The following is a 25810-nucleotide window of genomic DNA, read 5'->3' as shown; positions in this document are numbered from 1 at the left end:
TACAAGTATTATCTGTTGTTGAACGAACACGTAAAGTATAAGTTCCTGGAGCTACACCTGTAAAGGTAGCACTTGATTGATAAGTCGTACCATCAATACTGTATTCCACTCCTGATTGCGTTGTGAAAACAATCGTTCCTGTTGTTACAGCACATGTTGGTTGTACGGTTACACTTCCTGCTGGTGTAGTTAAAACACATGGAGGAGAAACTGGAACCGGAGTACTAGTCGCGGAATTATTAGATGTAGTTGGATCAGGAGCATTGCTTGAAATAGATGCTGTATTGGCATAACTACCTGTATTTAAAACGGTAGCAGTTATTGTCATTGTGGCTGTTGCACTAGGTGCTAAAACCCCTATATTCCAATTAGATGAAGAAAAAGTACCCACAGACAAAGTTGGAGACCCAACTAACGTATATCCAGAAGGTAATGGATCATTCACAACAACATTATAAGCGTTATATAATGAACTATTATTTGTAGCTGTAATTGTAAAAGTTACATTACTACCAATTATTGGAGCACTATTATTTACCGTTTTAGTAACACTTACATCAGTGTCACAATATTCAGTTATTAAATTAATAGAAGTACTAAGATTAGGTCCTCCACAAGGGTTTGGTAGTACGTATTGAACGACAACTGTTCCAACACCTGTAAACGTTATATTATTACCCACCAATACTCCAGGTCCACTTAAAACAGAAAGTGTACCTCCTGAAGGAGATGGTATTAAATCCACATTGGAACCAATACAATACTTTGACGTTGGACCTGTTGGAAGAACAGACAAAGCAATTTCAGGAGTAGATGCACCACATAGAACAATTGGTGAAGTAGAAAATGTAAAAACAGATTCAGTACCCGAAGTAGTAACTCCATTTCCAATGCTACCATTAATTCTGTGACCAACATATCCATAATTTGATTCACACTGCTTTATAGTCATAGAAGTATGACCACCCGTTTCAACTGCTAACATTATATCAGAACCTGTCAATCCACCGGGAATTACAGGATTTGTTGGATCATTTGTTGCCCCCAACATAGTGTTATTATTTTCACCAAAAGCATAAATGTTTTTAGTACTATTAATAACATTTATTCCATTGTATTGAGTATCATGCTCTTGAGGACTCATCCAAATAATATTATTCATTACTGCTCCACCTGAAGCATATCTTGGTTGTACCCAACTTCTTCTTTCGGAAGTTGTAAAATCCCCTAGTTGTCTTACAGTATTATTTCCCATTGCATACAGATTTCCGTCTGTTGCTAATACATAATAAGATCTTTGATTAGAGCTATTGGTACCAGAACCAATCATTTTTGGAGTAATACCAGCTGGTAAAGTCATTTGTCTTGCTCTATTTTGAGTAGCAATAATTGCTGTATTATTTCCTAAATAAACATTACTACCCCATGTGTAAACAGTACCATCTGAACACAAAGCCATTAGTGCGCCTGCACTTCCTCTGGTTGCAACCACGTTAGTTAAAAATGGATTTCCAGTAGCCGTAGTTGTAACTCTACTCCAAACTGTATTTGAACCCGTAGCTCCGTTACCTCTCATATTGGGATCTTGAGATAGAATCCAAACATTACCACTACATGTAGTAAGAGCAATTGTTTGATTAGTTACAAACATCATTTTAACATCTGATGGAGCTACACCAGTAGGTAATCCATTTGAATTACCATTGATAGTTAACTTTTGAAAAGTTGAGCTACTCGTAAGGCTAGCATCTAAAATTGTTCCTTCAGTTGCCCAAGCATACAAACCATCTGTTGCTAATAAAATCCCTTGAACAGTTGAAACAAAATCACTTGCCACAGCAATTTTTAGAGGATTTGCTGCCCCTAATGCAGGATAATTTGTAGCATTAAAAACAACGGGAGAATAAAGATGAGTAGAACCATTATTGGCCATTTTCTCTCCCCATAATTGAAAAGTTCCATCGCCAGTTCTAGCAACTGTACTGTGAAATGAAGAAACAAAGTTATCATATTCTAAAGTAGTTGCATCAGTATTTGAATTAGCACCATAATTTGCTAAATTTGTATTTGGACATCCCACCGTTGGTACTGCACATTGTGAGTACATGGTATTAATGGACGCAAATAAAACGAATATCAAAATGAAATTTCTAAAATTACAAAATGATTTTATATTCTTTAAAGTCATAATCTTTCTAGTTTACAATTTCTAATTGATAATAGGTTTGGGCTTCATTGTTATTATCAATAAAATCAAACATCAAATATGTTTCTTTATTAACTACACCAGATAATTTATAACTTAAATTATAAGTTCCATTTTTAACAATAATTTCCTCTTGTAAAGGAATAGCAATCAAATTAACATCATTTCCAGTAACATTTACTTTTGATAATTTAATTTTACCACCTTCTGAAAGCGAATTTATAGTAACCGGTAATGTCATTAAAATGTCATCACAATTTTTCCCAACCCTGATTTTATCTGAAAACTTAATTTTTGAAAATTGAAATACCATTTCAGTTGGAGTTACATTAATTAACATTTTGTCTTTAAATTTTGGATGTACACATTCATTAGGCCCAAATTTTTTTACATCAGAAAAAAATAAGGTATATACACCTGGTTCTTTAAAATTAAAATTATTAATTTCGTTACCATACAAAATGGTTGTAGTTTTATTGTTGGGTGAAATAACCGTCCAATTTGCAGCGCTTTCAATTTCTCCAAAATAAACTTTTTTTCCGTAAGAAACTGTTTTAAAAAAATCAGAGTTTGAATTTAATTCTTGCGAATGTAGTTGATAGAATTGTAGAAAAAAGAATGTTATAAAAATACTTTTAAGTACTTTTTATAAAGTAATGAGGGGAGTAAGTAAATCATTTAATTGTCTATTTTAATTGTTTCATAATTAATAATAATTTGTAGGGGTAAAATTAATGTTATTTTTTATTTTAAATGTAAATCTATAATTGTTTTTAAGTCCTTGAAAGCGAAGGGTTTTGTGATATAATCTTTGACTCCTAGAGAAATCCCTATTTCTTTATCTTTTTGTTCCACTTTAGCGGATAGAAATAAAACAGGAATATCACTGTAATTTGAAGTTCTATGTAATTCCATAAAACCGTAACCATCTAATATAGGCATCATAATATCACAAATGATTAAGTCAGGTTGAATTTCTTTTACTTTTTCCAATCCATCTTTTCCATCTGATGATAGAAATATGTCATACCCTAGATATGTTAGCATCTCGGCAATAGTTTCTCTTAGATTTATTTCATCATCGATAATTAAAATTCTTGGCATTATTTTATTTTTATGGGGTTATTAATGGAAATTTTAATGTTACTTTTGTACCTACTCCTAATTTACTCTCAAGTTTAACCTTTCCTGAATTTTTCTTAGTAAACATTTTTATAATGTATAAACCTAAACCAGTACCTTGAATACCATTGGAATTACTTGCTCTGTAAAAAGTATTAAAAAGTTTTGATTGATCTTCTTCTGGTATTCCAATACCAAAATCAATTACTTCAACTACAACTTTGTTATCAATATTATAAAGATGCAACCTCACATTTTTATTTGAGCCTTGAGAATATTTAAAAGCATTATTTAAAACATTAAACAATGAATATTTTATTAAATTAATATCAGCAAAAATTACTGCATCATCAACATCATATACAGCTTCTACTGTTCTATTATCTTTTAAATGAGTATAACTGGTTTCTATAACATCAATACATATTTCTTTTAAATTGCAATAAACTGGATTAAAACTAGTCTTACCTGCATCATCTTTTGAAATAGTTAATACTGCATCCATTAGTTCTACAATTCTATCTATTTCCTTTGTTATAGTTTGAACTCTTTTTTCTATTTGAGAATTAAAATTATAGCCACTTCCTTCCAAATACATTGTAATTAACTCTGCACTTGTTCTGATAGTTGTCATAGGGGTTCTAAATTCATGAGATATTGTAGAAACCAAATTGGTTCTTAATTCATTTAATTGTCGTTCTTGAATTAATGTATCTTCAATAATTTGTTCAGCTTTTTTTCTTTGTGTTATATCACGTGTACTTGACTGAAAACTGACAGGTTTTCCATTTTCATACACTAAAGTTGCATTTGTTTCAAACCAAAAATATTCTCCATCCACATGACGTAATCGTAATTGTTCGGAAAAGCTACCTTTACTTGATATAATTGAAATAAATTTATTTTTTAATTTTTCTAAGTCATCTGGATGTACAATTTTTTCTGGCAATGTCCCTATTAAGTCTTCTGGTGTATATCCTAATAAATTTTTAACAGAAGGCGAGACATATTGAAATTTAGTATAAAGATTATGCAAACAAACGATATCAATAATATTATCAGCTAATAAGCGATATGTATTTTTAACTTCATTGAGTTCTATTGCTTTGTTTCTATTATTTTCTTCAATTAGTAATCGATTTTCTTCTTCCATTTTCTTTCTTTCAGAAATGTCGATTATTTGCGCTACAAAATGTTGAATCTCTCCTAGAGAATTTCTAACTAATGAAACCGTTAATAGCACCCATATTAAAGACTTATTTTTATGGACATATCGTTTCTCCATACTAAATCCAGGTTGTTCCCCATTAACTATCTTTTGCTTGTTTTTTAAATCTTCTTCTAAATCCTCTTCATAAGTAATTCCATAAAAAGTTAAATTTTTGAACTCTTCTTTTGTATATCCTAAAATTTGGCACAATCTATCATTAACCTCAATCCAATACCCATCTATATCTACAATTGCCATTCCAAGAGAAGAATAATAAAACGCTCCTTTAAAACGTTCTTCACTTTGTTGTAGTTTATCATTTAAAATTTTCTGTTCTGTAATATTCTGCATAGCACCAATCATTCGAATTGGTCTATCGTCTTTATCCCTTATTATTATTGCTTTATCACTCACATAAGCATAAGTACCGTCAGATTTTAAATATCGATACTCGTGTGACCATCTTTTCTCTCCTCCAGCAATAGCGATTTCAATTGATTCTTCATAAGAATTCTTATCCGAAGGATGAACAAAACTTTCACAAACTTCACCTGGAATTATATTATCTTTAAAATAATGTCCAAAAAGTATGGAATAACTTTCACCAACAAAAATTTTATTTGTTATCATATCCCAATCCCACAAAGCATCAGATGTTGCTTCACTTGCATAAGTAAATCTTTCATTACTTATTTTAAGAGCATCTTCAGCATTTTTTCGAGCCGAAATATCATTAAAGGTACAAATTACATATAACAATTCATTTGACTCCCCTAAAACAGGAATTGCATCAACCAATAGCCAAACTAAATCACCCTTTATTGGCCTATGAACTCCCATTATTATATTATTGATGGGTACTAATTTTTTTATAGCTTGAGGAACCGGATGTTCATGTGGTTTAAATTCTGCTCCATCAAGGTGAATAACTTTCCAATGTGGATCAAAAGAAGATTTTCCTAACATTTGTTCTTCTGTTAATCCAAGCATTTCACATGCAGCTTTGTTATATTCTAAAAACTCAGATTGTGGTCCTTGAACTAATATACCCACAGCAGCATTTTGAATAACACTATTAATTAATTGGCGACTTTTTAATATTTCTTCATGAATTCTTTTACTTTCTGTAATGTCAATACCATATCCTGTCATCATCTCAAAATTACCCCCTTCATCAAAAATGGGAATAAACTTTCTTGTGTGGTAAAATTGCTCGCCAGATAGACTTAAAAAGACATCTTCCCACTCAATAATTTGTTTACTGGTAAGTGCTTTATTGAATAACTCTCTTCTCTTCTTTGCAAAGGAATCATCACGTCCTGTATGAACTGCATACTCAAAATCATCTTTTCCAATAATATATTTTCGAAGTTCATCATTCTTTATAGCTTCGCGATTTAAGTATAAATATTTATGGTTTATATCCCAAACACCTAGGTCTATTGGCAATCGATCTAAAATTTTTTCATAAAATTCCTTTTGATAAGAAATTTCATTTTGAACTTTAATAAACTCGGTTATATCCCTACAGTTTCCAATGTAAAAATATTCTCCCTCGCGCTCAATTAATTTAACATCTGAAGAATGCCAAACATAATATCCATCTTTGTGTAGCAATCTATAAACAACTTCTTGTGTACTTTTTTGATTTACAATTAATTTACTCAAAAAATCACTTACATGTAAAACATCATCTGGATGAATTAAACTTGCTGTATTTTTACCTACAATTTCATTAACTTCATGGCCAACATTTTTTGTCCAACTCTCTGAAACAAATAATATAGTCCCATCTGTTTTAAGTTCATAAAATATTTCTTTTGAATTTTCGATAAACAAATCAAATCGATCTAGACTTGATTTAATTAATTTTTTTAAGCTATTTTTTTCAAAATAATGATCTAAAAATATTTGAAGCTGTTTGATTACAAACTCTATTGTTTTTATTTCTTTTTGAGTTAATTCTTTATCTGAAAAATCATAAAAACAAATTGCACCAGTAACATTATTATTGGAAATATTGATAGGAAAACCTAAAAAGTAGGAAATTAACTTAGTAGATTTTTCTGTACTAATTTCAACTTGCAAATTGGAGTAACTGCAAATTTCTTTTTTAGAAATAATCGCTAAATCAAATTCTGAAAAGACTGATGGAAGTAGGTATTTTGGACTAGATGAAGGCGAAACTACAACCTTCTGATCATCAAGAACAAGAAATATGTATCCGTTGTTAATATTCAAACACTCAATTAGAAAACTTATTGTTTCATCTAACTGATTATTTAAAGTACTATCTGTTATAAAATCCCTTATTTCATTGAAATTTTTCTGCAAAGGGGGTAAAAAATTATCCATAAAGTAAACTATGTTACATTTATTTCAATAAGCAGGGAGACAAGGGGCAACAAAAAAACAACTTTTTTTTAAATAAAACAATTTTTTTTAAATTATTGATAATTTTTAATAAAAAAAATTATGAACTACATGATAAAACAGAGCAACCAACTTTGTTTTTTGCCCAATCAGGACGTTTAACAAACCACTTCTCATTCCTCGGTTGTTCATCATAAGGATGTTTTAGTAACTCGTAAAGTTCATCAATTAAAGTGTAATCTTCCTTCTCTGCTGCATCGATAGCTAATTGTGCCATGTAATTACGTAATACATATTTCGGATTCACCTTATTCATCTTCGCTTTTCTATCGGCATCAGAAATAGGCTCCTCGTTTAGTTTTTGTAAATAAAGTTCCATCCAATTCAACCAAGTCGTCTTTAATGTCGCAACTATGGCATCAGGTTGATAAAAAGCATATTCAATTTTCGATAACGCAATTTCAGGAGTATCTGATTTTAATACATTCGCTAAGCTGCGATAGAAAATCGTCATATCCGTTTCTGAAACCGATAACAGCGTTCCTAATTCATCATAAAATTCCGTATTGTATTCCGAAGTCAACCCTAATTTATCTTGCATCATCACTGGAAACTTAGCATCAAAACGATGACTGTAACTGTTTAAAATAGCTTCCATTGCTGTAATATCTTCAATTAAAGGATACAAAGCATTTCCTAATTGAATCAAATTCCAAAGTGCAATATCGGGTTGGTTTCTAAATCGGTAACGTTTACCTTCAGCATCGGTGGTATTCGGTGTCCAATCAAGATTGTAATCTTCCAACCATCCATACGGACCATAATCAATCGTTAATCCTAAAATCGACATATTATCCGTATTCATAACGCCGTGAACAAAACCTACACGTTGCCATTCCACAATCATATCAACCGTTCGGTTCACCACTTCTTGATAAAAAGCCAGATATTTTTCTTTTCCAGTTGAGGTAATTTCAGGATAAAAATAGTTAATCGTATAATCTGCTAAAGCTTTTAAATTTGGCAAATCTTTTCGAGCCGCTAATAATTCGAAATTTCCAAAACGAATAAACGAAGGTGCCACTCTACAAACCACAGCTCCGTCTTCATAAGCAGGATTTCCGTTGTACAAAATATCACGTAACACCTTATCGCCTGTTGTTACCAAAGATAACGAACGCGTTGTTGGTACACCCAAATGAAACATCGCCTCACTACACAAATGCTCACGAATAGAAGAACGCAAAACCGCTAAACCATCGGCATTTCTAGAATAAGGTGTTTCACCTGCTCCTTTTAATTGTAATGCCCAACGTTGATTGTTATGCAATACTTCAAACAAATTAATCGCCCTTCCATCACCTAATTGTCCTGCCCAGTTTCCAAATTGGTGTCCGGCATAGGCCATAGCATAAGGTTGGGTTTCAGGATACACTTTACCACCAGAAACTATGTCTAAAAATTTAGCTGATGTTACCGCTTCCTTAGACAAACCAATTAAATTGGCTACCTCATCAGCAACATGAAGTAATTTGGGATTGCTGGGAACTCGAGGTGTTACATAGGAAAAACAAGCTCCAAAAACTTGTCGTCTTGTGTTTGAAGTATCAGTATCAGACTGAAGTTGTTTGTTAAATGTGTCGTTTAGGTTTAATTTCATTATAAAATGCTTGTTATCTGCAAAGTTACTGATTGTAAATTTGTAATAATCTTTACTAATCTTCAAATTTTGTTAAAATTTATTACAAAGTGTAATAAAAAAATCATTTGCGCTACTAACTAATTATATTTGTTTTAGAATTAGAAACCAACAAAAACTTTTTATGAAAAAAATATTTTTTTCAGGTGCTGTTTTATCTTTGATTTTGATGAGTTGTTCGTCAACAAAGGTAGCTACAAAAGCAGATGCAGGCACTTACATTAACACCATTACAGCTCCAGAACTAAGCAAACACCTATACATTGTAGCAGGTGATGAAATGCAAGGTAGAAACACTGGAGAACCTGGACAAAAAAAAGCAGGTGAGTATTTAATTAACGAATACAAAAAAATGGGCATCAGTTTTCCTCCTGGAGCGACTGATTTTTATCAAAAAGTACCTTCTGAATTCATGAAAAAAGGATTTGCTCCTAAATTAAATGATTCAGAAAACATTTGGGCTTTCATTAAAGGTTCAGAAAAACCAGATGAAGTTTTAGTTATTTCAGCTCATTACGATCACGTTGGAATGAAAAACGGAGAAATCTACAACGGAGCTGATGATGACGGTTCAGGAACTGTTGCTTTATTAGAAATTGCACAAGCATTCAAAGAAGCACAGAAAAAAGGACATGGACCAAAACGTTCTATCTTATTTTTACATGTTACTGGTGAAGAGCACGGCTTACACGGTTCAAGATATTATTCTGAAAATCCTTTATTTCCATTAGCCAACACTATTGCAGATATTAATATTGATATGGTGGGAAGAAGAGATACACTTCACCCTGGAACTAATAATTATATTTATGTTATCGGTTCTGATAGATTAAGTAGTGAATTACACACTATTAATGAAGAGGCTAATGCTAAATACACCAAATTAGAATTGGATTATAAATACAACGATAGAAAAGATCCTGAGAGAATTTACTACCGTTCTGACCATTATAACTTTGCTAAAAAAGGAATTCCAGCAATTTTCTTCTTCAACGGAATTCATGCGGATTATCACTTACCAAGTGACACTCCAGATAAAATTGAATATGATGCTTTAGCTAAACGTGCACAATTAGCCTTTGCCTTAGCTTGGGAATTAGCGAATCGTCCTGAACGAATTAAAGTAGATAGAGACGGAAAATAATTACGAATAAGAAAATTACGAATTACGATATCAAAAAAAATCCGAGCAATGCTCGGATTTTTTATTTATTTTTAATTAAAAAATTAAAATACAAACATCGCTCTTTCGCTCATTAAATCATTTACTTCTTCCGCTACTTGTTCTAAAACAGCTTCATCTGTATGATTCATTAATACTTTATCGATTAAAGCTACAACTGTTTCCATATCCTCTTCCACTAAACCACGAGTTGTGATTGCTGGAGTTCCCACACGAATACCCGAAGTAACAAATGGTGATTTATCATCAAATGGCACCATGTTTTTATTTACTGTAATTTCAGCTTTTACTAATGCATTTTCTGCCTCTTTACCTGAAATTCCTTTGTTTCTTAAATCGATTAACATCATGTGGTTATCAGTACCACCCGAAATTAATTTGTAACCTCTTTTATTGAACGCTTCTGCCATAGCTTGTGCATTTTTCTTTACTTGCATTGCATAACGGAAAAACTCATCTGTTAAACATTCTCCAAACGCCACCGCTTTAGCAGCAATAATATGCATTAAAGGTCCACCTTGATTTCCTGGGAAAACCGACATATCTAAAACATGAGACATCATTCTAATTTCTCCTTTTGGAGTAGTTAATCCCCAAGGGTTTTCGAAATCTTTCCCCATCATAATCATTCCTCCTCTTGGACCTCTTAAAGTCTTGTGAGTAGTTGTTGTTACAATATGACAATGTGGAATTGGGTCATTCAATAATCCTTTCGCAATTAATCCTGCTGGGTGTGAAATATCTGCTAATAACAAAGCACCAACGCTGTCAGCAATTTCTCTGAAACGCTTAAAATCCATATCACGAGAATAAGCCGAAGCTCCTGCGATAATCATTTTTGGTTTGTTTGCTAAAGCAATTTCTTGAATTTTATCATAGTTTAAAACACCTGTCTCCTCTTCTACTCCATAAAACACAGGATTGTATAATTTTCCAGAAAAGTTAACTGGAGAACCATGCGTTAAGTGACCTCCGTGAGATAAGTCAAATCCTAAAATAGTATCACCTGGTTTTAAACAAGCTGCAAAAACTGCTGTATTGGCTTGAGAACCAGAGTGAGGTTGTACATTTACATACTCAGCACCAAACAAAGCTTTTGCTCTGTCAATTGCAATTTGTTCTACAATATCTACTACTTCACATCCTCCGTAATATCTTTTACCAGGATATCCTTCAGCGTATTTGTTGGTTAAACATGAACCTGCAGCTTCCATTACTTGGTCGCTAACAAAGTTTTCAGAAGCAATTAATTCAATTCCGTGAATTTGTCTGTCTTGTTCATCAAGAATTAGGTCAAAAATTTGTTCGTCGCGTTGCATTGCAATAAATATTCGTTAAAATTAGGTCAAAATTACGAAAAAGGTTTGTTACATTGCTAGATAATTTTATATTTGATTCATAATTTTTCAACAACAAACTAACAATACAAATATGCCAAATATAGCAAACGATCCAAATAGAAAATCGTGGATTCCAGTTCCTGAAAATAGCGACTTCCCAATTCAAAACATTCCTTTTGGTGTTTTCATTACAAAAGAAGATGTAATCACTATTGGAACAAGAATTGGAAATTGCGCCATCGACATGGGGGCTTTACAACAATTAGGATATTTCGAAGGCATTGAACTTACTGATGATATGTTCATGCAAGACACTTTAAACGATTTTATTTCTGACGGAAAAAAAACATGGCGTTTGGTTAGAAATCGCTTAGCTGAACTTTTCGATGAAACCAATCCAACCTTAAGAGACAATAAAAATCACAGAGAAGTTGTAATCTTTAAAGTGGAAGACATCGAAATGCTTTTACCGGTTCAAATTGGAGATTACACCGATTTTTACAGTTCAAAAGAGCACGCTACAAACGTAGGAAAAATGTTCCGTGACCCAGAAAATGCATTGTTACCAAACTGGTTACACATTCCAGTAGGTTATCATGGAAGAAGTTCTACGATTGTTCCTTCAGGAATTCCAGTTCACAGACCTTATGGGCAAACGTTACCAAATGGAGAAACTACTCCTGTTTTTGGTCCTTCAAGATTAGTAGATTTTGAATTAGAAACTGCTTTTATTACTACTGATGCGAATTTAATGGGAGAACCAATTCCAGTTGAAGAAGCAGAAGAACATATCTTCGGAATGGTTTTATTTAACGACTGGAGTGCGCGTGATATCCAAAAATGGGAATATGTGCCACTTGGACCTTTCTTAGCGAAAAACTTTGCTTCGTCTATTTCACCTTGGATTGTAACCATGGATGCTTTAGAGCCTTTTAGAACAAAAGGTCCTGAGCAATCTCCAGAACCGCTTCCTTATTTAAAACAAAAAGGTGAAAAGGCATTTGATATCAATTTGGAAGTTTTAATAAAACCGGAAAATTCAGAAGAAACTGTAGTTTCACGTTCTAACTTTAAGTACATGTATTGGTCAATGGCACAACAATTGGCTCATCATACCATTAATGGCTGTAGAGTAAACTCAGGCGATATGATGGGAAGTGGAACAATTTCTGGCCCAACAGAAGATTCTTTCGGGTCGATGTTAGAGTTAACTTGGGGCGGTCAAAAACCATTAAAAATGAAGGATGGGTCTGAACGTAAATTCATCAACGATAATGATACCGTTATTGTTAGAGGATATTGCCAAAAAGGAAATTTAAGAATTGGTTTTGGTGAAGTTTCAAGTAAATTATTACCTGCTATTGATTTGAAGTTTTAAAATTAAACCCAAAAATATTAGAAACTCCGAAAGTTATTTTCGGAGTTTTTTTTGCTTAAAACTTTCCCATTTTCATTCATCGATTATTCACGACATTTTATCAAAAAAATTGAATTTCAGCTGTACTTTAAGACATTATGTCGTAAATTTATATGGTTTTCGGAGTTTTATCAGTCATTTTGTCTTGATTTAAGCATTGGAATACCAATTGCAGTACTCCTTTCAAAATCATTAAATTGAAAATAAAAACGAATCCCCAACTCGACAACAACTAAAAAATGAACTTAAAAAATTTAACTATTAAATCGCAAGAAGCATTGCAACAAGCACAGCAACTTGCACAAGAATTCGAACACCAACAACTGGAAAATGAACACATTTTCAAAGGTATATTGGAAGTTGACGAAAATGTAACTCCTTTCATTCTAAAAAAATTGAATGTAAATGTGGAGTTATTTAAAAAAGTATTGGATAGTACTTTACAAAGCTTTCCTAAAGTTTCGGGAGGTGAAATCATGCTTTCTCGAGATGCTTCAACAGCTTTGAATGAAGCCAATATCATTGCTAAAAAAATGAGCGATGAATATGTTTCAATCGAACATTTAATCTTAGCTATTTTCAAATCGAAAAGTAAAGTAGCCCAAATTCTAAAAGACCAAGGGGTAACCGAAAAAGGATTAGAAACCGCTATAGCGGAAATTCGTAAAGGCGAACGCGTAACCTCAGCATCAGCAGAAGAAACATACAATTCTTTGAATAAATATGCTAAAAACCTTAACGAATTAGCACGTACTGGCAAATTAGACCCAGTTATTGGTCGCGATGAAGAAATTCGTAGGGTTTTACAAATCCTAACTCGAAGAACCAAAAACAATCCGATGTTAATTGGAGAGCCAGGTGTTGGTAAAACAGCTATTGCAGAAGGTTTAGCACATCGAATTGTTGACGGCGACGTTCCGGAAAATCTAAAAGATAAAATTGTTTATTCTTTAGATATGGGTGCTTTAATTGCTGGTGCGAAATATAAAGGAGAATTTGAAGAACGTTTGAAAGCCGTAGTAAAAGAAGTTACTTCTGCTGAAGGTGATATTGTACTTTTTATTGACGAAATTCACACCTTAGTGGGTGCTGGTGGTGGTGAAGGCGCTATGGATGCGGCTAACATCTTAAAACCTGCTCTAGCTCGTGGTGAATTACGTGCGATTGGAGCTACGACTTTAGATGAATATCAAAAATATTTCGAAAAAGATAAAGCGCTTGAAAGACGTTTCCAAAAAGTAAATATCGACGAACCTGATACTGAAAGTGCAATTTCAATTTTACGAGGTATCAAAGAAAAATATGAAGCGCATCATAAAGTTCGTATCAAAGACGATGCAATTATTGCTGCGGTAGAACTCTCACAACGTTACATTACGAATCGTTTCTTACCAGATAAAGCGATTGACTTAATGGACGAAGCGGCTTCAAAATTGCGTATGGAAATCAATTCAAAACCTGAAGAATTAGACGTTTTGGATAGAAAAATTATGCAGTTGGAAATCGAAATTGAAGCCATCAAACGTGAGAATGATGAAACTAAGTTGAAAGTTCTTGGTTTAGATTTAGCGAATTTAAAAGAAGAACGCAACGAAATTTTCACCAAATGGAAATCAGAAAAAGATGTTGTAGATAACATTCAGTCGGTAAAATTAGAAATTGAAGATTTTAAAATTGAAGCCGAACAAGCCGAAAGAAATGGAGATTACGGAAAAGTAGCTGAAATCCGTTATGGAAAAATAAAAGAAGCACAAGAACGTTTAGATGCTTTACAAACACAATTAGCAGAAAATCAAGCTGGTAATTCTCTAATCAAAGAAGAAGTTACGCATGACGATATCGCAGAAGTGGTAGCCAAATGGACAGGAATTCCAGTAACTAAAATGCTTCAAAGTGAAAGAGAAAAACTGCTCAAATTAGAAGATGAGTTACATCGAAGAGTAGTTGGACAAGAAGAAGCAATTGAAGCCATTAGTGACGCCGTTAAAAGAAGTCGTGCTGGTTTACAAGATGCAAAAAAACCAATTGGTTCGTTCTTATTCTTAGGAACTACAGGTGTTGGTAAAACCGAATTAGCAAAAGCATTAGCCGAATATTTATTCGACGATGAAAATGCGATGACCCGAATTGATATGAGTGAATATCAAGAACGTCATGCGGTAAGCCGATTAGTTGGTGCGCCTCCAGGATATGTAGGTTATGATGAAGGTGGACAATTGACAGAAGCCGTAAGAAGAAAACCGTATTCAGTGGTATTATTAGACGAAATTGAAAAAGCACATCCAGATACGTTTAATATTTTATTACAAGTTTTGGATGAAGGTCGATTGACCGATAACAAAGGTCGTATGGCGGATTTCAAAAACACCATTATTATCATGACTTCAAATATGGGAAGTCAAATAATTCAAGAGAAATTCGAGAATTTAAAAGGTGGAATTGAAGCAGCAACCGAAGCGGCAAAAACAGAAGTTCTAGGCTTATTAAAACAAACCGTTAGACCTGAGTTCATAAACCGTATCGATGAAATCGTAATGTTTACACCGTTAACCGATAAAAACATTAAAGAAATTGTTGGATTGCAATTGAAAAGTGTGATTAAAATGTTAGCTCAACAACACATTACTATGGATGCCACTCCAGAAGCAGTAGCGTATTTAGCAGAAAAAGGATACGATCCGCAATTTGGAGCAAGACCCGTGAAACGTGTAATTCAACGTGAAGTGTTAAACCAACTTTCGAAAGAAATTTTAGCAGGAAAAGTGACTACTGATAGCATTATTCTATTAGATAGTTTTGACGGTCAATTAGTATTTAGAAATCAAAGTGAATTGGTAAAATAAATTCACAAAACATACCCCAATCCATGGGTTTATAATGGGTTAAGTTTGTTTTAGTTTGGGAAACACCGGTTCAATTTTGAATCGGTGTTTCTTTTTTTATCTGATAACCAATTATTTTTCTATTTTTGAAACAAATGCAACCCAATGAAAGAATTTACAACCCAAGAAAAACTAAAACATTTATTATCGTTTCCAGTAATTGTAGCAGCTTTAGGCTACTTTGTAGATATTTACGATTTACTGCTTTTTGGAATTGTTCGTGTTCCCAGCTTAAAAGATATGAATTTAGATGTGGATACGGCCGGAACCATGATTCTGAATTACCAAATGGTAGGTTTGCTTTTAGGCGGAATTCTTTGGGGCGTTTTGGGCGATAAAAAAGGAAGACTTTCCGTTTTGTTTGGTTCCATTTTAGTGTATTCTTTAGCGAACATTGCTTGCGGATTTTTGCCTCATTTTCCAGTTGAAGATAAAACCATGTTATACGCATGGTTGCGATTCATTGCAGGAATTGGTTTAGCAGGTGAACTCGGTGCTGGAATTACTTTAGTTTCCGAATCTTTACCCAAACAATTGCGCGCTATTGGAACTTCAATTGTGGCAGGATTTGGATTACTTGGAGCTGTTGTAGCCCAATTAACAGTTGAATTAGCTGGTGATTGGACAATAGCTTATTTCATTGGCGGCGGATTAGGATTAATGCTTTTGGTATTGCGAATCAGTGTCGCAGAATCTGAAATTTATAACGACATCAAACATGATTCAGGTATCAAAAAAGGAAATTTCTTTTCATTTTTTACCAATTGGAATCGTTTCGTGAAATACATGAAATGCATTGCCATTGGCTTACCTACTTGGTTTTGCATCGGAATTTTAGCGGTGATGGCGAATCAATTTGCTGTAGTTATGGAAATTGAAAATATTCAACCTGGAAAGGCTATTATGTGGGCGTATGTTGGAATTTCTATTGGAGATTTTGCAAGTGGTTTCATTTCGCATTGGCTGCATTCTCGAAAAAAAGCGATTTTTTATATGATGTTATTCACCATTATAGGAGTTGTTTTAATGCTTTTTGGAGGAACCAAATCAGAAAACATGTACTACTTCTATTGTGCTTGGTTAGGATTAGGCACTGGCTATTGGGCCATGTTTGTAACCGTTGGAGCAGAACAATTTGGAACAAACATCAGAAGCACAGCAACCACTACTATTCCTAATATGGTTCGAGGATTAGTTCCTATAATGTTATTAGCTTTTGATGGATTAAAAGTGAATAACGGTGTTATTGCTGCTGCTGCCATAGTAGGTTTCTTTGCTTTTGCATTAGGAATCTACTCTACTTTAACTATTTCGGAAACGCATAATAAGGATTTAGATTTCAATGAATAATTTCATTAAATTTGATTAACTAACCAAAACTAATCATCATGAACAACATTATTTTAAAAAAAGGATTATTTGGAAGCATTATTGTTTCTGCATTGCTTATCTTTATAACGGCTTATATGAAAGCTAATCCTGAGAAAGAAGTGAGTATGATGATTGGATTTGCAGGGATGCTTCTAGCTTTTTTCTTTGTAGTGACAGGAATTAAACAACAAAGAGAAGCAAATAATGGTTCCATTTCTCTAGGAAAAGGTTTCCTTACAGGTTTTTGGATTACGTTAATTATTTCAACCATTTATGTGATAGTTTGGCTAATTATCTTTTATAATTTCTTCCCAAATTTCGCAGAACATTATACAGATATGGCGATTGCAAAAGCAAGTCCAGATGAAGTGGCTCAAGTAACCGAAGATATGAATTCCTTTAAAGAAATGTATAAAAGTCCAATTATGGTTATATTACTAACTTATATGGAAATATTACCATTAGGAATTGTATTTTCATTTGTAAGTGCATTAATTTTAAAGAAAAAGCAAATTAACTAAATGAAAAAACTACAACTTTATACACTATTATTCTTTGTAGGTTTAGTAGTTTCTGGAATTTATCCAAAAGAATATTTTACTTGGTTTTTAGAAGTTTTACCTGCTGTAATTGGGTTTGCGATTTTAGCATTCACCTTTAAACGCTTTCAATTTACCAATTTCACGTATTTCTTCATTCTAATTCATTGCTACATCTTATTTCTTGGCGGACATTATACGTACGCTGAAGTTCCACCTTTTGAATGGATAAAAGAAACGTTTCATCAAACTCGAAACAACTACGATAAAGTGGGACATTTTGCACAAGGCTTTGTTCCTGCTTTGATTGTGCGAGAATTATTCATTCGTAAAAATGTTATTTCTAACAAGAGTTTTTTCAACTTCATCATTGTTGGAGTTTGTTTAGCAATAAGTGCCGCTTATGAATGGCTAGAATGGGGAGTTTCTTTATGTACTGGCGAAGGTGGTGATGCCTTTTTAGGAACGCAAGGTTACATTTGGGACACACAATCCGATATGCTGTATGCTACCATTGGTGCCATTTGTATGCTGATTTTCTTCAGTAAAAAACAAGACAAGGCAATTCAAGAAAAAATTTAAGCTCAATAACAAAACTCAAATAAAAAATAATGTTACAACTTAACTTCTCTCCTTTCCCAATATTAGAATCAGAACGATTACACTTTAGAAGATTAATAGATGCTGATGCTCCTGAAATTTTTGCACTTAGAAGTAATCCAGAAATCATGAAATTTATTCCAAGACCTTTAACTACAGATATTGAAGGCGCTTTGGCACATATCAAATTGATTAATGACAAAATTGACGAAAATTTAGACATCAATTGGGCAGTTACTGAAAAAGGAAGCGATAAATGTATAGGACTCATGGGGTTTTACAGAACCCAACCTGAACATTTCAGAACCGAATTAGGCTACATGATTTTACCTGAACACAATGGAAAAGGTTACGTTACAGAAGCCGTGAAAACCTTATTGAATTTTGCTTTCAACACTTTAAATTTTCATTCTATCGAGGCTGTTATCGATTCTAGACATATTGCTTCGGAACGCGTTTTACAAAAAAATGGTTTTGAAAAAGAAGCTCATTTTAAAGAAAACTTTTATTACAATAACGAATTTACGGATACCGTAATTTATGGCTTGTTAAAACGAAATTTCAACAAATGATTGTAACTATAACAAATAACAAAATTTCAGCATCAATTGATACAATAGGTGCCGAATTAATTCGATTGGAAAAAGACAACCAAAACTGCATTTGGACAGTTGATGATACTTATTGGAATAAAACTTCACCTATTTTATTTCCTATTGTAGGTCGCTTAAAAAATGATTCTTACAAGTACGATGGTAAGACTTACGAACTCCCACGTCACGGTTTTGCCAGAAATTTCGAATTTCAAATTCTGAATAAAACAGAAAACTCCATAATTTTTGTATTAGACAGTAATTCCGAAACTTTAAAAAATTATCCGTTTGAATTTCAATTGCAGTTGGAATATGAATTGGACGGAAATGAATTAAAAATGAAGTATTCCGTTGAAAACAAATCGCAAGTAACGATGCCTTTTTCTATTGGATCTCATCCAGCATTTGCAATTGAAAATTCATTTTCTGATTATTCTTTGAAATTTAACCAAACCGAAGAATTTACATCATATGAATTGGATAACGAGCAATTTAGCAATTCATTCAGAAAAATAAATTCAGAAAATGGACAGATTAATTTAAACTATTCGCTTTTTGAAAAAGATGCTTTGGTTTTCAAACATTTACAATCAAACAAACTAACACTTTTAAAAAAGAATGAACCTGTTCTTTCCGTTCAGTTTGAAGGATTTCCCTATTTAGGAATTTGGACCAAACCTAACGCTCCATTTTTGTGTATAGAACCTTGGTGTGGTTTAGCAGACAACGTAAATCATAATGGAAATATTTTTGAAAAAGAAGGGATTAATTTATTACACCCACAAGAATTTTTTTCTAGAACTATCAAAATAAAAATATAAAAAAATCCCGATTTCTCGTGATTTTCAATTTAGTCGATATAGGTTTTATTTCCGTTTTTATTGATATAATATTTACCACCTCTTGGTCCTGTAAATACTTTTTTTCCTTTGTATTTTCCAGTTACTTTATCCGTAACCTTTTTCTCTGCTGCTCTAGAAATTGCGGTTTCTTTCAAGTCTTCTTTTTCTTCAGCTTCAGTCTTCTTCACTTTAGTTTTAGCTTCCGCTTTTTTTGTTTCTACTTTAGCCTTAGTGTCTGCTTTTTTTGCATCAACTTTTGCTTTAGCTTCTTCTTGCTTTGCAATAGCTTTAGCTTTTGAAGTTGATGCTGTAGCTTTTCCTTTTGCAGAAGTTTCATCCACTTTTGATTTAGAATCTTTTTTTACTTTAGTTACTTTTTCTTCTAATTCTTTCTTTTTCTTTTCAGCTTCTTTTTTATTCTTTTCAATTTTTTCTATTGAAGCTTTTTTAGCTTCTTTAATTGTTTTAGATTCTTGTGCTACAGAACCCAATGTAAATAATAGGGATAGACCCAAAAGAGCGATTTTTTTCATATATAGTCAGATTTTAAATTAAATAATTTTATGTATTCTTTTTACTGGAATTACAACTCCTTGCTTTAATATTACTCGTTCCTCAGTAACTCCCCAAATAGTTGTTTCAACCACTTTTTTAGAAGTATCATCTTCAAAATAAATTTTAATTTTTAAGTGTTCTAAATTTCCAAGTGAAAGCGCTCTATCCAAATCATTTATCCTAGCAATCATTTCTTCCTTATCTTTGAGTACATCAATTTGAGGAAAATTCAAATGTGTAATAGATTCTTTATCTATCAATTCAAATATTGAGTTCATAATTAATTTATTAGTTTAATACTATAAAGTTAATAAAAAGAATTACTAATTTAAAAATTTAACCATAATAAATAAAAAAAGAGGATGAATTATCATCCTCTTTTTTTATAAACTAACCAATAACACTTAAAATTTCATACCTACTCCAACTCCAAATAACCAAGGGTCGATATCTACTTTAGCAGGAATACTTAAACCAGGAGCTAAATTTGATGCATCAACTGTAACATCTGTGTTTAAAAACAATTTTTTTGCATCTACGTTTATGAAAAACTTATCATTTAACATTAAGTCAAACCCCAATTGAGCTGCATATCCTAATGCATTATCATATTTTACATCAGCAACATCACCTGATTTAACATTGTAAAACAATGTATAATTTACACCTGCTCCAATATAAGGCTTGAAAACTTTTTTATCCGATGTATAAAAATGATATTGAGCCGTTAATGTTGGAGGTAATAACCACACACTACCTAAATCTACATTACCAGCAGCAGTATTAATTGCTTTTACATCGTGTTTTGCAGTTCCCAAAATCAATTCGGCAGCAAAATGTTCAGTAAAGAAATAAGTAAAATCTAATTCTGGAATTAAAGCATTCGAGATAGCAACATCTCCACCTATTACACCAATTTTAGCACTTTCATCTGGAGTTACACCTACTGCTCTTAAACGAACTTGCCATCTTTTAAAATCATTTACCTTTTCATCTTTATCTTGTGCATTTACAAAATTTACTGTCATCAAAGACATTGCCATTAAAGCAAAAACTATTTTTCTCATTTTGTATAAGTTTAAAATTATGAGTCAAAGATATTTAGATGTAAAATCGTAAAAACTGATATAAATCATTGTTTGAAAATTATTAATCTCTAATTATCATTTTAAAATGCTATAATTTTGATTTACATTTGTAGTCTATATGCAAAAGACCGTTAACATACTTAATAAAAGAGCTAAATTCGATTACGAAATTTTAGACAAATACACCGCTGGAATCGTTTTAACCGGAACCGAAATCAAATCCATTCGTCTGGGAAAAGCTTCTATTGCTGAAAGTTTTTGCGAATTTCATGATGGCGAGTTATTTGTAATTAACTCCCATATCGAAGAATATTTGTACGGAACCCACTACAATCACAAAGCAAAAAGTGAACGTAAATTATTATTGAATAAACGCGAACTAAAAAAACTCAATAAAGATTCGGATAATAAAGGATTAACTATTGTTCCGCTTCGTTTGTTTACCAATGAAAAAGGATTAGCTAAATTGGATATTGCACTATGTCGGGGTAAAAAGAATTTCGACAAACGCGAATCGTTAAAAGAGCAAGATACCAAACGCGATTTAGAACGAATCAAGAAAAGTTTCTAATCATACTTTATGAAAGAAATTTTAAAACAAGCCCGAATAGATAAAGAACTTTCAACCAGGAAGTTAGCCGAAATTGCAAAAATCGACCAAGCTTTGATTAGTAAGTTTGAAAACGGATTTCGTATTCCAACCAAAAAACAAGTGCAAACGCTTGCCCAAATTTTAGAAATCGATTTAAAACCTTTATTAGTTGCTTGGTATAAAGTAAAATTAGACCATAATTTCGATTTAAATCCATTTGCGATTCAAGCTATTACCGAAATTCTTCAAGAAAAAGGTATTGAAGTTGGCAATTCATCCAAAGAAAAAGAAATTACTTCCATCTTAGATGAATTAGAAGTTTTAAAACAAAAATTAACGAATCTTCGCTAATTAGTTTTTGTTTTCTAATAAAGGAACAAATCTAAAATCACCAAATTCGTGTTTTTCAAATTGCGTTTCGTTTTTACGAATCAATAACGTCATGATTTGCTCTTTTTCACCAACAGGAATCACTAACCTTCCTCCTATTTTTAATTGCGCCATTAAAGGTTGCGGAATAAATGGAGCTCCAGCAGTAACAATAATACTATCAAAAGGAGCGGCTTCAGACAATCCTTTATAACCATCACCAAATATTAACTTTTTAGGTCGAATATTTAATTTTGGCAACAAAAGAGACGTCTTTTTAAACAATTGATTTTGGCGTTCTATTGAATAAACATTAGCTCCCAATGTGAACAAAACAGCAGTTTGATAACCACTTCCAGTTCCAATTTCTAATATTTTATGATTTTTTTGAACTTCTAATAATTGCGATTGAAAAGCCACTGTATAAGGTTGCGAAATAGTTTGATCAGCACCTATCGGAAAAGCTTTATCTTGGTATGCAAAATCTTCAAAACTAGAATCTAAAAACAAATGACGCGGAATTTTTCCAATAGCCGCTAACACGTTTTTATCGGTAATTCCTTTTTCTTCCAATTGCTTTACCAACTGATTTCTAAGTCCTTGATGTTTATTAGTATCTTTCAATTTGGGATGATTTTGTTTGGGTAAAAATAGCTTTAAAATCTCAAAAAACAAATCAGAAAATAAACTAACTTTTTTCCGAAGTTTCGGAATTTAATCTTTTGCACTTTCAACTAAAATCGTACTTTTGATAAAATTAATTTTTTATGCTAAAAGTGGGAGTTTTAGGTGCAGGTCACCTTGGAAAAATACATTTGCGATTATTAAATCAATCTGAAAAATATGAATTAGTTGGCTTTTACGATGCTTTTAAAGAAAACGCCAACAAAGTAGCAGCCGAATTTGGTTATAAAAAATTCGATTCTATTGCCGACTTAATCGCTGCAGTTGATGTAGTAGATATCGTAACACCTACGATGCAACATTTTGAATGTGCCAAACAAGTTATCGAAGCTGGAAAGCATATTTTTATTGAAAAACCAATTTCCAATACTGTTGAAGAGGCGGAAGAAATCATCGCTTTAGCAAAGAAACACAACGTAAAAGGGCAAGTGGGTCACGTGGAAAGATTCAATCCTGCTTTTACTGCTGTGAAAGATAAAATCAACAATCCGATGTTTATTGAAACGCATCGTTTGGCGGAATTCAATCCTCGTGGTACGGATGTTCCTGTGGTTTTAGATTTGATGATTCACGATATTGATGCGATTTTGAGTGTTGTAAAATCGAAAGTAAAATCAGTAAATGCTAGTGGTGTTGCTGTAATTTCAGATTCACCCGATATTTCAAATGCTCGTATTGAATTCGAAAACGGTTGTGTAGCCAACATTACTTCGAGCCGAATCTCGATGAAGAACATGAGAAAATCGCGTTTCTTCCAAAAAGACGCTTACATCTCGGTGGATTATTTGGATAAAGTATGCGAAGTAGTTCGCATGAAAGACGCACCCGAAGTTCCAGGCGATTTCGACATGATTTTACAAAATGCTGAAGGCGTTAAAAAACAAATCTATTTTGATAATCCGCAAGTGGATGCTAACAACGCCATTTTGGACGAATTAGAAACTTTCGCGGATGCTATCAATAACAACACCACTCCAATCGTAACTTTAGAAGATGGTACCGAGGCACTTCGTGTGGCGTATCAGATTATTGAGTGTATGAATGCAAGAAAATAAAAACCAAACAAACCTAAAATAAAAATGAACACAATCGCAGTAATCGGAGCAGGAACAATGGGTAACGGAATTGCTCATACTTTCGCGCAAAGCGGATTTACCGTAAAATTAATCGATATTTCAGAAAAATCATTAGAAAAAGGAATGGCAACTATCGCCGCTAACCTTGACCGAATGGTAGCAAAAGGAAGTATCACCGAAGAAGACAAACACAAAACTATCGGGAATATTATCACGTATACTGACGTTAAAGATGGTGTTGTAGGTTGTGATTTAGTAGTAGAAGCCGCTACAGAAAACGTACAATTGAAATTCAACATCTTCAAACAATTAAGCGAAGTTTGCGATCATAACGTAATTTTAGCGACTAATACTTCTTCAATTTCAATTACTCAAATTGCGGCTAACGTAGTTCACCCAGAGCGCGTAATCGGAATGCACTTTATGAATCCGGTGCCGATTATGAAATTGGTGGAAATCATTCGTGGTTACAACACTTCAGATGAAGTTACGAAAATCATCATGGATTTATCGGTGAAATTAGGAAAAACACCAACAGAAGTTAACGATTATCCAGGTTTCGTAGCCAACCGAATTTTAATGCCAATGATTAATGAAGCTATCGAAACGTTATACAACGGTGTTGGTGGTGTTTACGAAATCGACACGGTTATGAAATTAGGAATGGCACACCCAATGGGACCATTACAATTAGCCGACTTCATAGGATTAGACGTTTGTTTATCTATCCTAAACGTAATGTACGACGGATTTAAAAATCCAAAATATGCGCCATGTCCGTTATTAGTAAACATGGTAATGGCTGGAAAATTAGGAGTGAAATCAGGAGAAGGTTTCTACGATTACTCAGAAAGCAAAAAAGCAGAGAAAGTATCGAAACAATTCTTAAAGTAAACAGTCACAGTTTTGAGTCGCAGTCAAATCTGAATACTGCGACTGAGACTGTAAACTAAACAAAATGGCTAAAATAAAACCTTTCAAAGCAGTACGACCAGCGCCAGACAAAGTAGCTTTGGTAACGTGTAGAACGTATGACGATTATAGTTCGGCTGAGCTTGCTGCTTGGTTGGATTTCAATCCGTATTCGTTTTTGCATGTGATTCATCCTGCTTATGCTAATGCGCAAAAAGTGTCATTGGAAAAGCGTTTTAAAGCCGTTGCCAATAAATATCAAGATTTCAAACACGATCAAATTCTTATTGAAGAAGAACATCCTGTTTTTTATCTGTACGAAATCCAATCAAAAGGACAGACTTTTACTGGAATTATTGCGGGAACTTCGGTGAAAGATTATCAAAATAACGTCATCAAAAAACACGAAGATACGCTGCAATATCGCGTAGAATTGTTCAAAGATTATTTGCATCAAACTAATTTCAATACGGAACCTGTTTTGATTACCTATCCTGATAGTGTGGAAATCAATACGTTTATTGCGTTACGAAAAAAGAACAAACCAGTTTACGAATATTCAACAACCAACAAAGAAAAACACACCCTCTGGAAAATTGATACACAGAGTGAAGTCGATTGGTTGCAAGAACATTTCGAAAACATCCCGAATTTATATATTGCGGATGGACATCATCGTTCGGCTTCGGCGGAATTGTTGTTCGAGCAAGACAAACATTTAGGTAATGAAAATCTGAATTATTTCATGAGTTTCTTAATTGCCGAAAGCAACGTAAAAATCTACGAATTCAACCGTTTGATTCGCGATTTGAATGGTTTGTCGAAAGATACTTTCATTAAAAAATTATCTGAACATTTCGTCATCATAGCAAAAGACCAAGAAATTTGGAAACCTCAAAATAAGTTTGAATTTGGAATGTACTTAGATGGCAGTTTTTATGCTTTGCTTTACAAAAAAGAAAATCACCAGCAAGCTTCTATTTTAGACAATTTAGACGCCCAAATTTTATACGACAAAGTGCTTTTCCCATTATTAGGAATCGAAGATTTAAGAAACGACGAACGTATCGATTACATTCCAGGAAAACAATCGATTTCTGTTATAAAAGATTTAATCGACGAAGGCGAATTTGAAGTTGGCTTCATGCTCTACCCTT

23 protein-coding genes are annotated in these 25810 nt (G+C 33.0%); 13 read left to right on the top strand and 10 right to left on the bottom strand.

Going from position 1 to position 25810, the window contains the following annotated elements; all coding sequences use genetic code 11:
* The 5 genes from Q0075_RS10750 to Q0075_RS10730 all read right to left on the bottom strand — a co-directional run.
* The coding region (locus tag Q0075_RS10750; protein WP_297869506.1) for a hypothetical protein at positions 1–2107 on the bottom strand (2107 nt) is incomplete at its 3' end.
* 88 nt (positions 2108–2195) lie between these two features.
* Positions 2196–2666 carry a hypothetical protein gene (locus tag Q0075_RS10745; protein WP_297869505.1) on the bottom strand — a complete coding sequence of 157 codons (471 nt, stop codon included), beginning with the start codon at positions 2664–2666 and terminating at the stop codon, positions 2196–2198.
* 284 nt (positions 2667–2950) lie between these two features.
* On the bottom strand, positions 2951–3310 hold the full coding sequence (locus Q0075_RS10740; RefSeq protein WP_297869504.1) for a response regulator: 360 nt from the start codon (positions 3308–3310) through the stop codon (positions 2951–2953).
* A 10-nt stretch (positions 3311–3320) separates the two neighbouring features.
* Entirely contained in the window at positions 3321–6893 is a 3573-nt protein-coding gene (locus Q0075_RS10735; RefSeq protein ID WP_297869503.1) for a PAS domain S-box protein, read from the bottom strand.
* A gap of 118 nt (positions 6894–7011) precedes the next feature.
* Positions 7012–8574, bottom strand: coding sequence for a protein adenylyltransferase SelO (locus Q0075_RS10730; RefSeq protein ID WP_297869507.1), 1563 nt, complete (start codon positions 8572–8574; stop codon positions 7012–7014).
* A gap of 160 nt (positions 8575–8734) precedes the next feature.
* Between Q0075_RS10730 and Q0075_RS10725 the strand changes: the two genes are divergently transcribed.
* Positions 8735–9754 (top strand): M28 family metallopeptidase, encoded by a 1020-nt coding sequence (locus Q0075_RS10725; RefSeq protein WP_297869502.1) that lies wholly within the window; start codon positions 8735–8737, stop codon positions 9752–9754.
* A gap of 83 nt (positions 9755–9837) precedes the next feature.
* Here the strand turns inward: Q0075_RS10725 and glyA are convergent, their stop codons facing one another.
* On the bottom strand, positions 9838–11112 hold the full coding sequence (glyA, locus tag Q0075_RS10720; RefSeq protein WP_297869501.1) for a serine hydroxymethyltransferase: 1275 nt from the start codon (positions 11110–11112) through the stop codon (positions 9838–9840).
* 112 nt (positions 11113–11224) lie between these two features.
* Between glyA and fahA the strand changes: the two genes are divergently transcribed.
* From fahA to Q0075_RS10685, 7 genes are all read left to right on the top strand, one after another.
* Positions 11225–12511, top strand: coding sequence for a fumarylacetoacetase (gene fahA / locus Q0075_RS10715; protein WP_297869500.1), 1287 nt, complete (start codon positions 11225–11227; stop codon positions 12509–12511).
* A 278-nt stretch (positions 12512–12789) separates the two neighbouring features.
* A complete protein-coding gene (gene clpB, locus Q0075_RS10710; RefSeq protein ID WP_297869499.1) occupies positions 12790–15393 on the top strand; it encodes an ATP-dependent chaperone ClpB in 2604 nt (867 codons plus the stop codon).
* 144 nt (positions 15394–15537) lie between these two features.
* Complete coding sequence (locus Q0075_RS10705) at positions 15538–16782, top strand: MFS transporter (protein ID WP_297869498.1); 1245 nt, start codon at positions 15538–15540, stop codon at positions 16780–16782.
* A 38-nt stretch (positions 16783–16820) separates the two neighbouring features.
* The gene (locus Q0075_RS10700) at positions 16821–17324 is read left to right on the top strand and encodes a DUF4199 domain-containing protein (RefSeq protein WP_291109655.1); all 504 of its coding nucleotides are present in this window, start codon (positions 16821–16823) and stop codon (positions 17322–17324) included.
* Entirely contained in the window at positions 17325–17924 is a 600-nt protein-coding gene (locus tag Q0075_RS10695; RefSeq protein WP_297869497.1) for a DUF2238 domain-containing protein, read from the top strand. It abuts the gene before it with no gap.
* 29 nt (positions 17925–17953) lie between these two features.
* Positions 17954–18514: a GNAT family N-acetyltransferase gene (locus Q0075_RS10690; RefSeq protein ID WP_297869496.1), complete on the top strand. Its 561-nt coding sequence runs from the start codon at positions 17954–17956 to the stop codon at positions 18512–18514.
* Positions 18511–19356: an aldose 1-epimerase family protein gene (locus Q0075_RS10685; RefSeq protein ID WP_297869495.1), complete on the top strand. Its 846-nt coding sequence runs from the start codon at positions 18511–18513 to the stop codon at positions 19354–19356. The genes Q0075_RS10690 and Q0075_RS10685 overlap by 4 nt, the downstream gene beginning before the upstream one ends.
* 29 nt (positions 19357–19385) lie before the next feature.
* On the opposite strand, the gene Q0075_RS10680 is transcribed toward Q0075_RS10685, so the two are convergent.
* From Q0075_RS10680 to Q0075_RS10670, 3 genes are all read right to left on the bottom strand, one after another.
* Positions 19386–19910, bottom strand: a complete 525-nt coding sequence (locus Q0075_RS10680) for a hypothetical protein (protein ID WP_297869494.1) — start codon at positions 19908–19910, stop codon at positions 19386–19388.
* 18 nt (positions 19911–19928) lie between these two features.
* Complete coding sequence (locus Q0075_RS10675) at positions 19929–20210, bottom strand: hypothetical protein (protein ID WP_291109669.1); 282 nt, start codon at positions 20208–20210, stop codon at positions 19929–19931.
* A gap of 126 nt (positions 20211–20336) precedes the next feature.
* Positions 20337–20999: an OmpW family outer membrane protein gene (locus tag Q0075_RS10670; protein WP_291108814.1), complete on the bottom strand. Its 663-nt coding sequence runs from the start codon at positions 20997–20999 to the stop codon at positions 20337–20339.
* A gap of 139 nt (positions 21000–21138) precedes the next feature.
* Here Q0075_RS10670 and smpB point away from each other — a divergent pair, with 139 nt between their 5' ends.
* Together smpB and Q0075_RS10660 are read left to right on the top strand one after the other, a co-directional pair.
* Positions 21139–21591, top strand: coding sequence for an SsrA-binding protein SmpB (gene smpB / locus Q0075_RS10665; RefSeq protein WP_297869493.1), 453 nt, complete (start codon positions 21139–21141; stop codon positions 21589–21591).
* Positions 21592–21600: 9 nt separating this feature from the next.
* Entirely contained in the window at positions 21601–21963 is a 363-nt protein-coding gene (locus Q0075_RS10660; protein ID WP_297869492.1) for a helix-turn-helix transcriptional regulator, read from the top strand.
* Here Q0075_RS10660 and Q0075_RS10655 read toward each other — a convergent pair whose 3' ends face one another.
* Complete coding sequence (locus Q0075_RS10655) at positions 21964–22605, bottom strand: protein-L-isoaspartate(D-aspartate) O-methyltransferase (protein WP_291108807.1); 642 nt, start codon at positions 22603–22605, stop codon at positions 21964–21966.
* 143 nt (positions 22606–22748) lie between these two features.
* Between Q0075_RS10655 and Q0075_RS10650 the strand changes: the two genes are divergently transcribed.
* The 3 genes from Q0075_RS10650 to Q0075_RS10640 all read left to right on the top strand — a co-directional run.
* Positions 22749–23720, top strand: a complete 972-nt coding sequence (locus Q0075_RS10650) for a Gfo/Idh/MocA family oxidoreductase (protein WP_297869491.1) — start codon at positions 22749–22751, stop codon at positions 23718–23720.
* 24 nt (positions 23721–23744) lie between these two features.
* Entirely contained in the window at positions 23745–24635 is an 891-nt protein-coding gene (locus Q0075_RS10645; protein ID WP_297869490.1) for a 3-hydroxybutyryl-CoA dehydrogenase, read from the top strand.
* A gap of 64 nt (positions 24636–24699) precedes the next feature.
* On the top strand, positions 24700–25810 hold a 1111-nt coding region (locus Q0075_RS10640; protein ID WP_297869489.1), incomplete at its 3' end, for a DUF1015 domain-containing protein.

The organism is uncultured Flavobacterium sp. (genome assembly GCF_937967675.1).
Classification (GTDB): Bacteria; Bacteroidota; Bacteroidia; order Flavobacteriales; family Flavobacteriaceae; genus Flavobacterium.
Note: the sequence above shows the minus strand (reverse complement) of the source record. Positions and strands in the feature narration are given on the sequence as shown.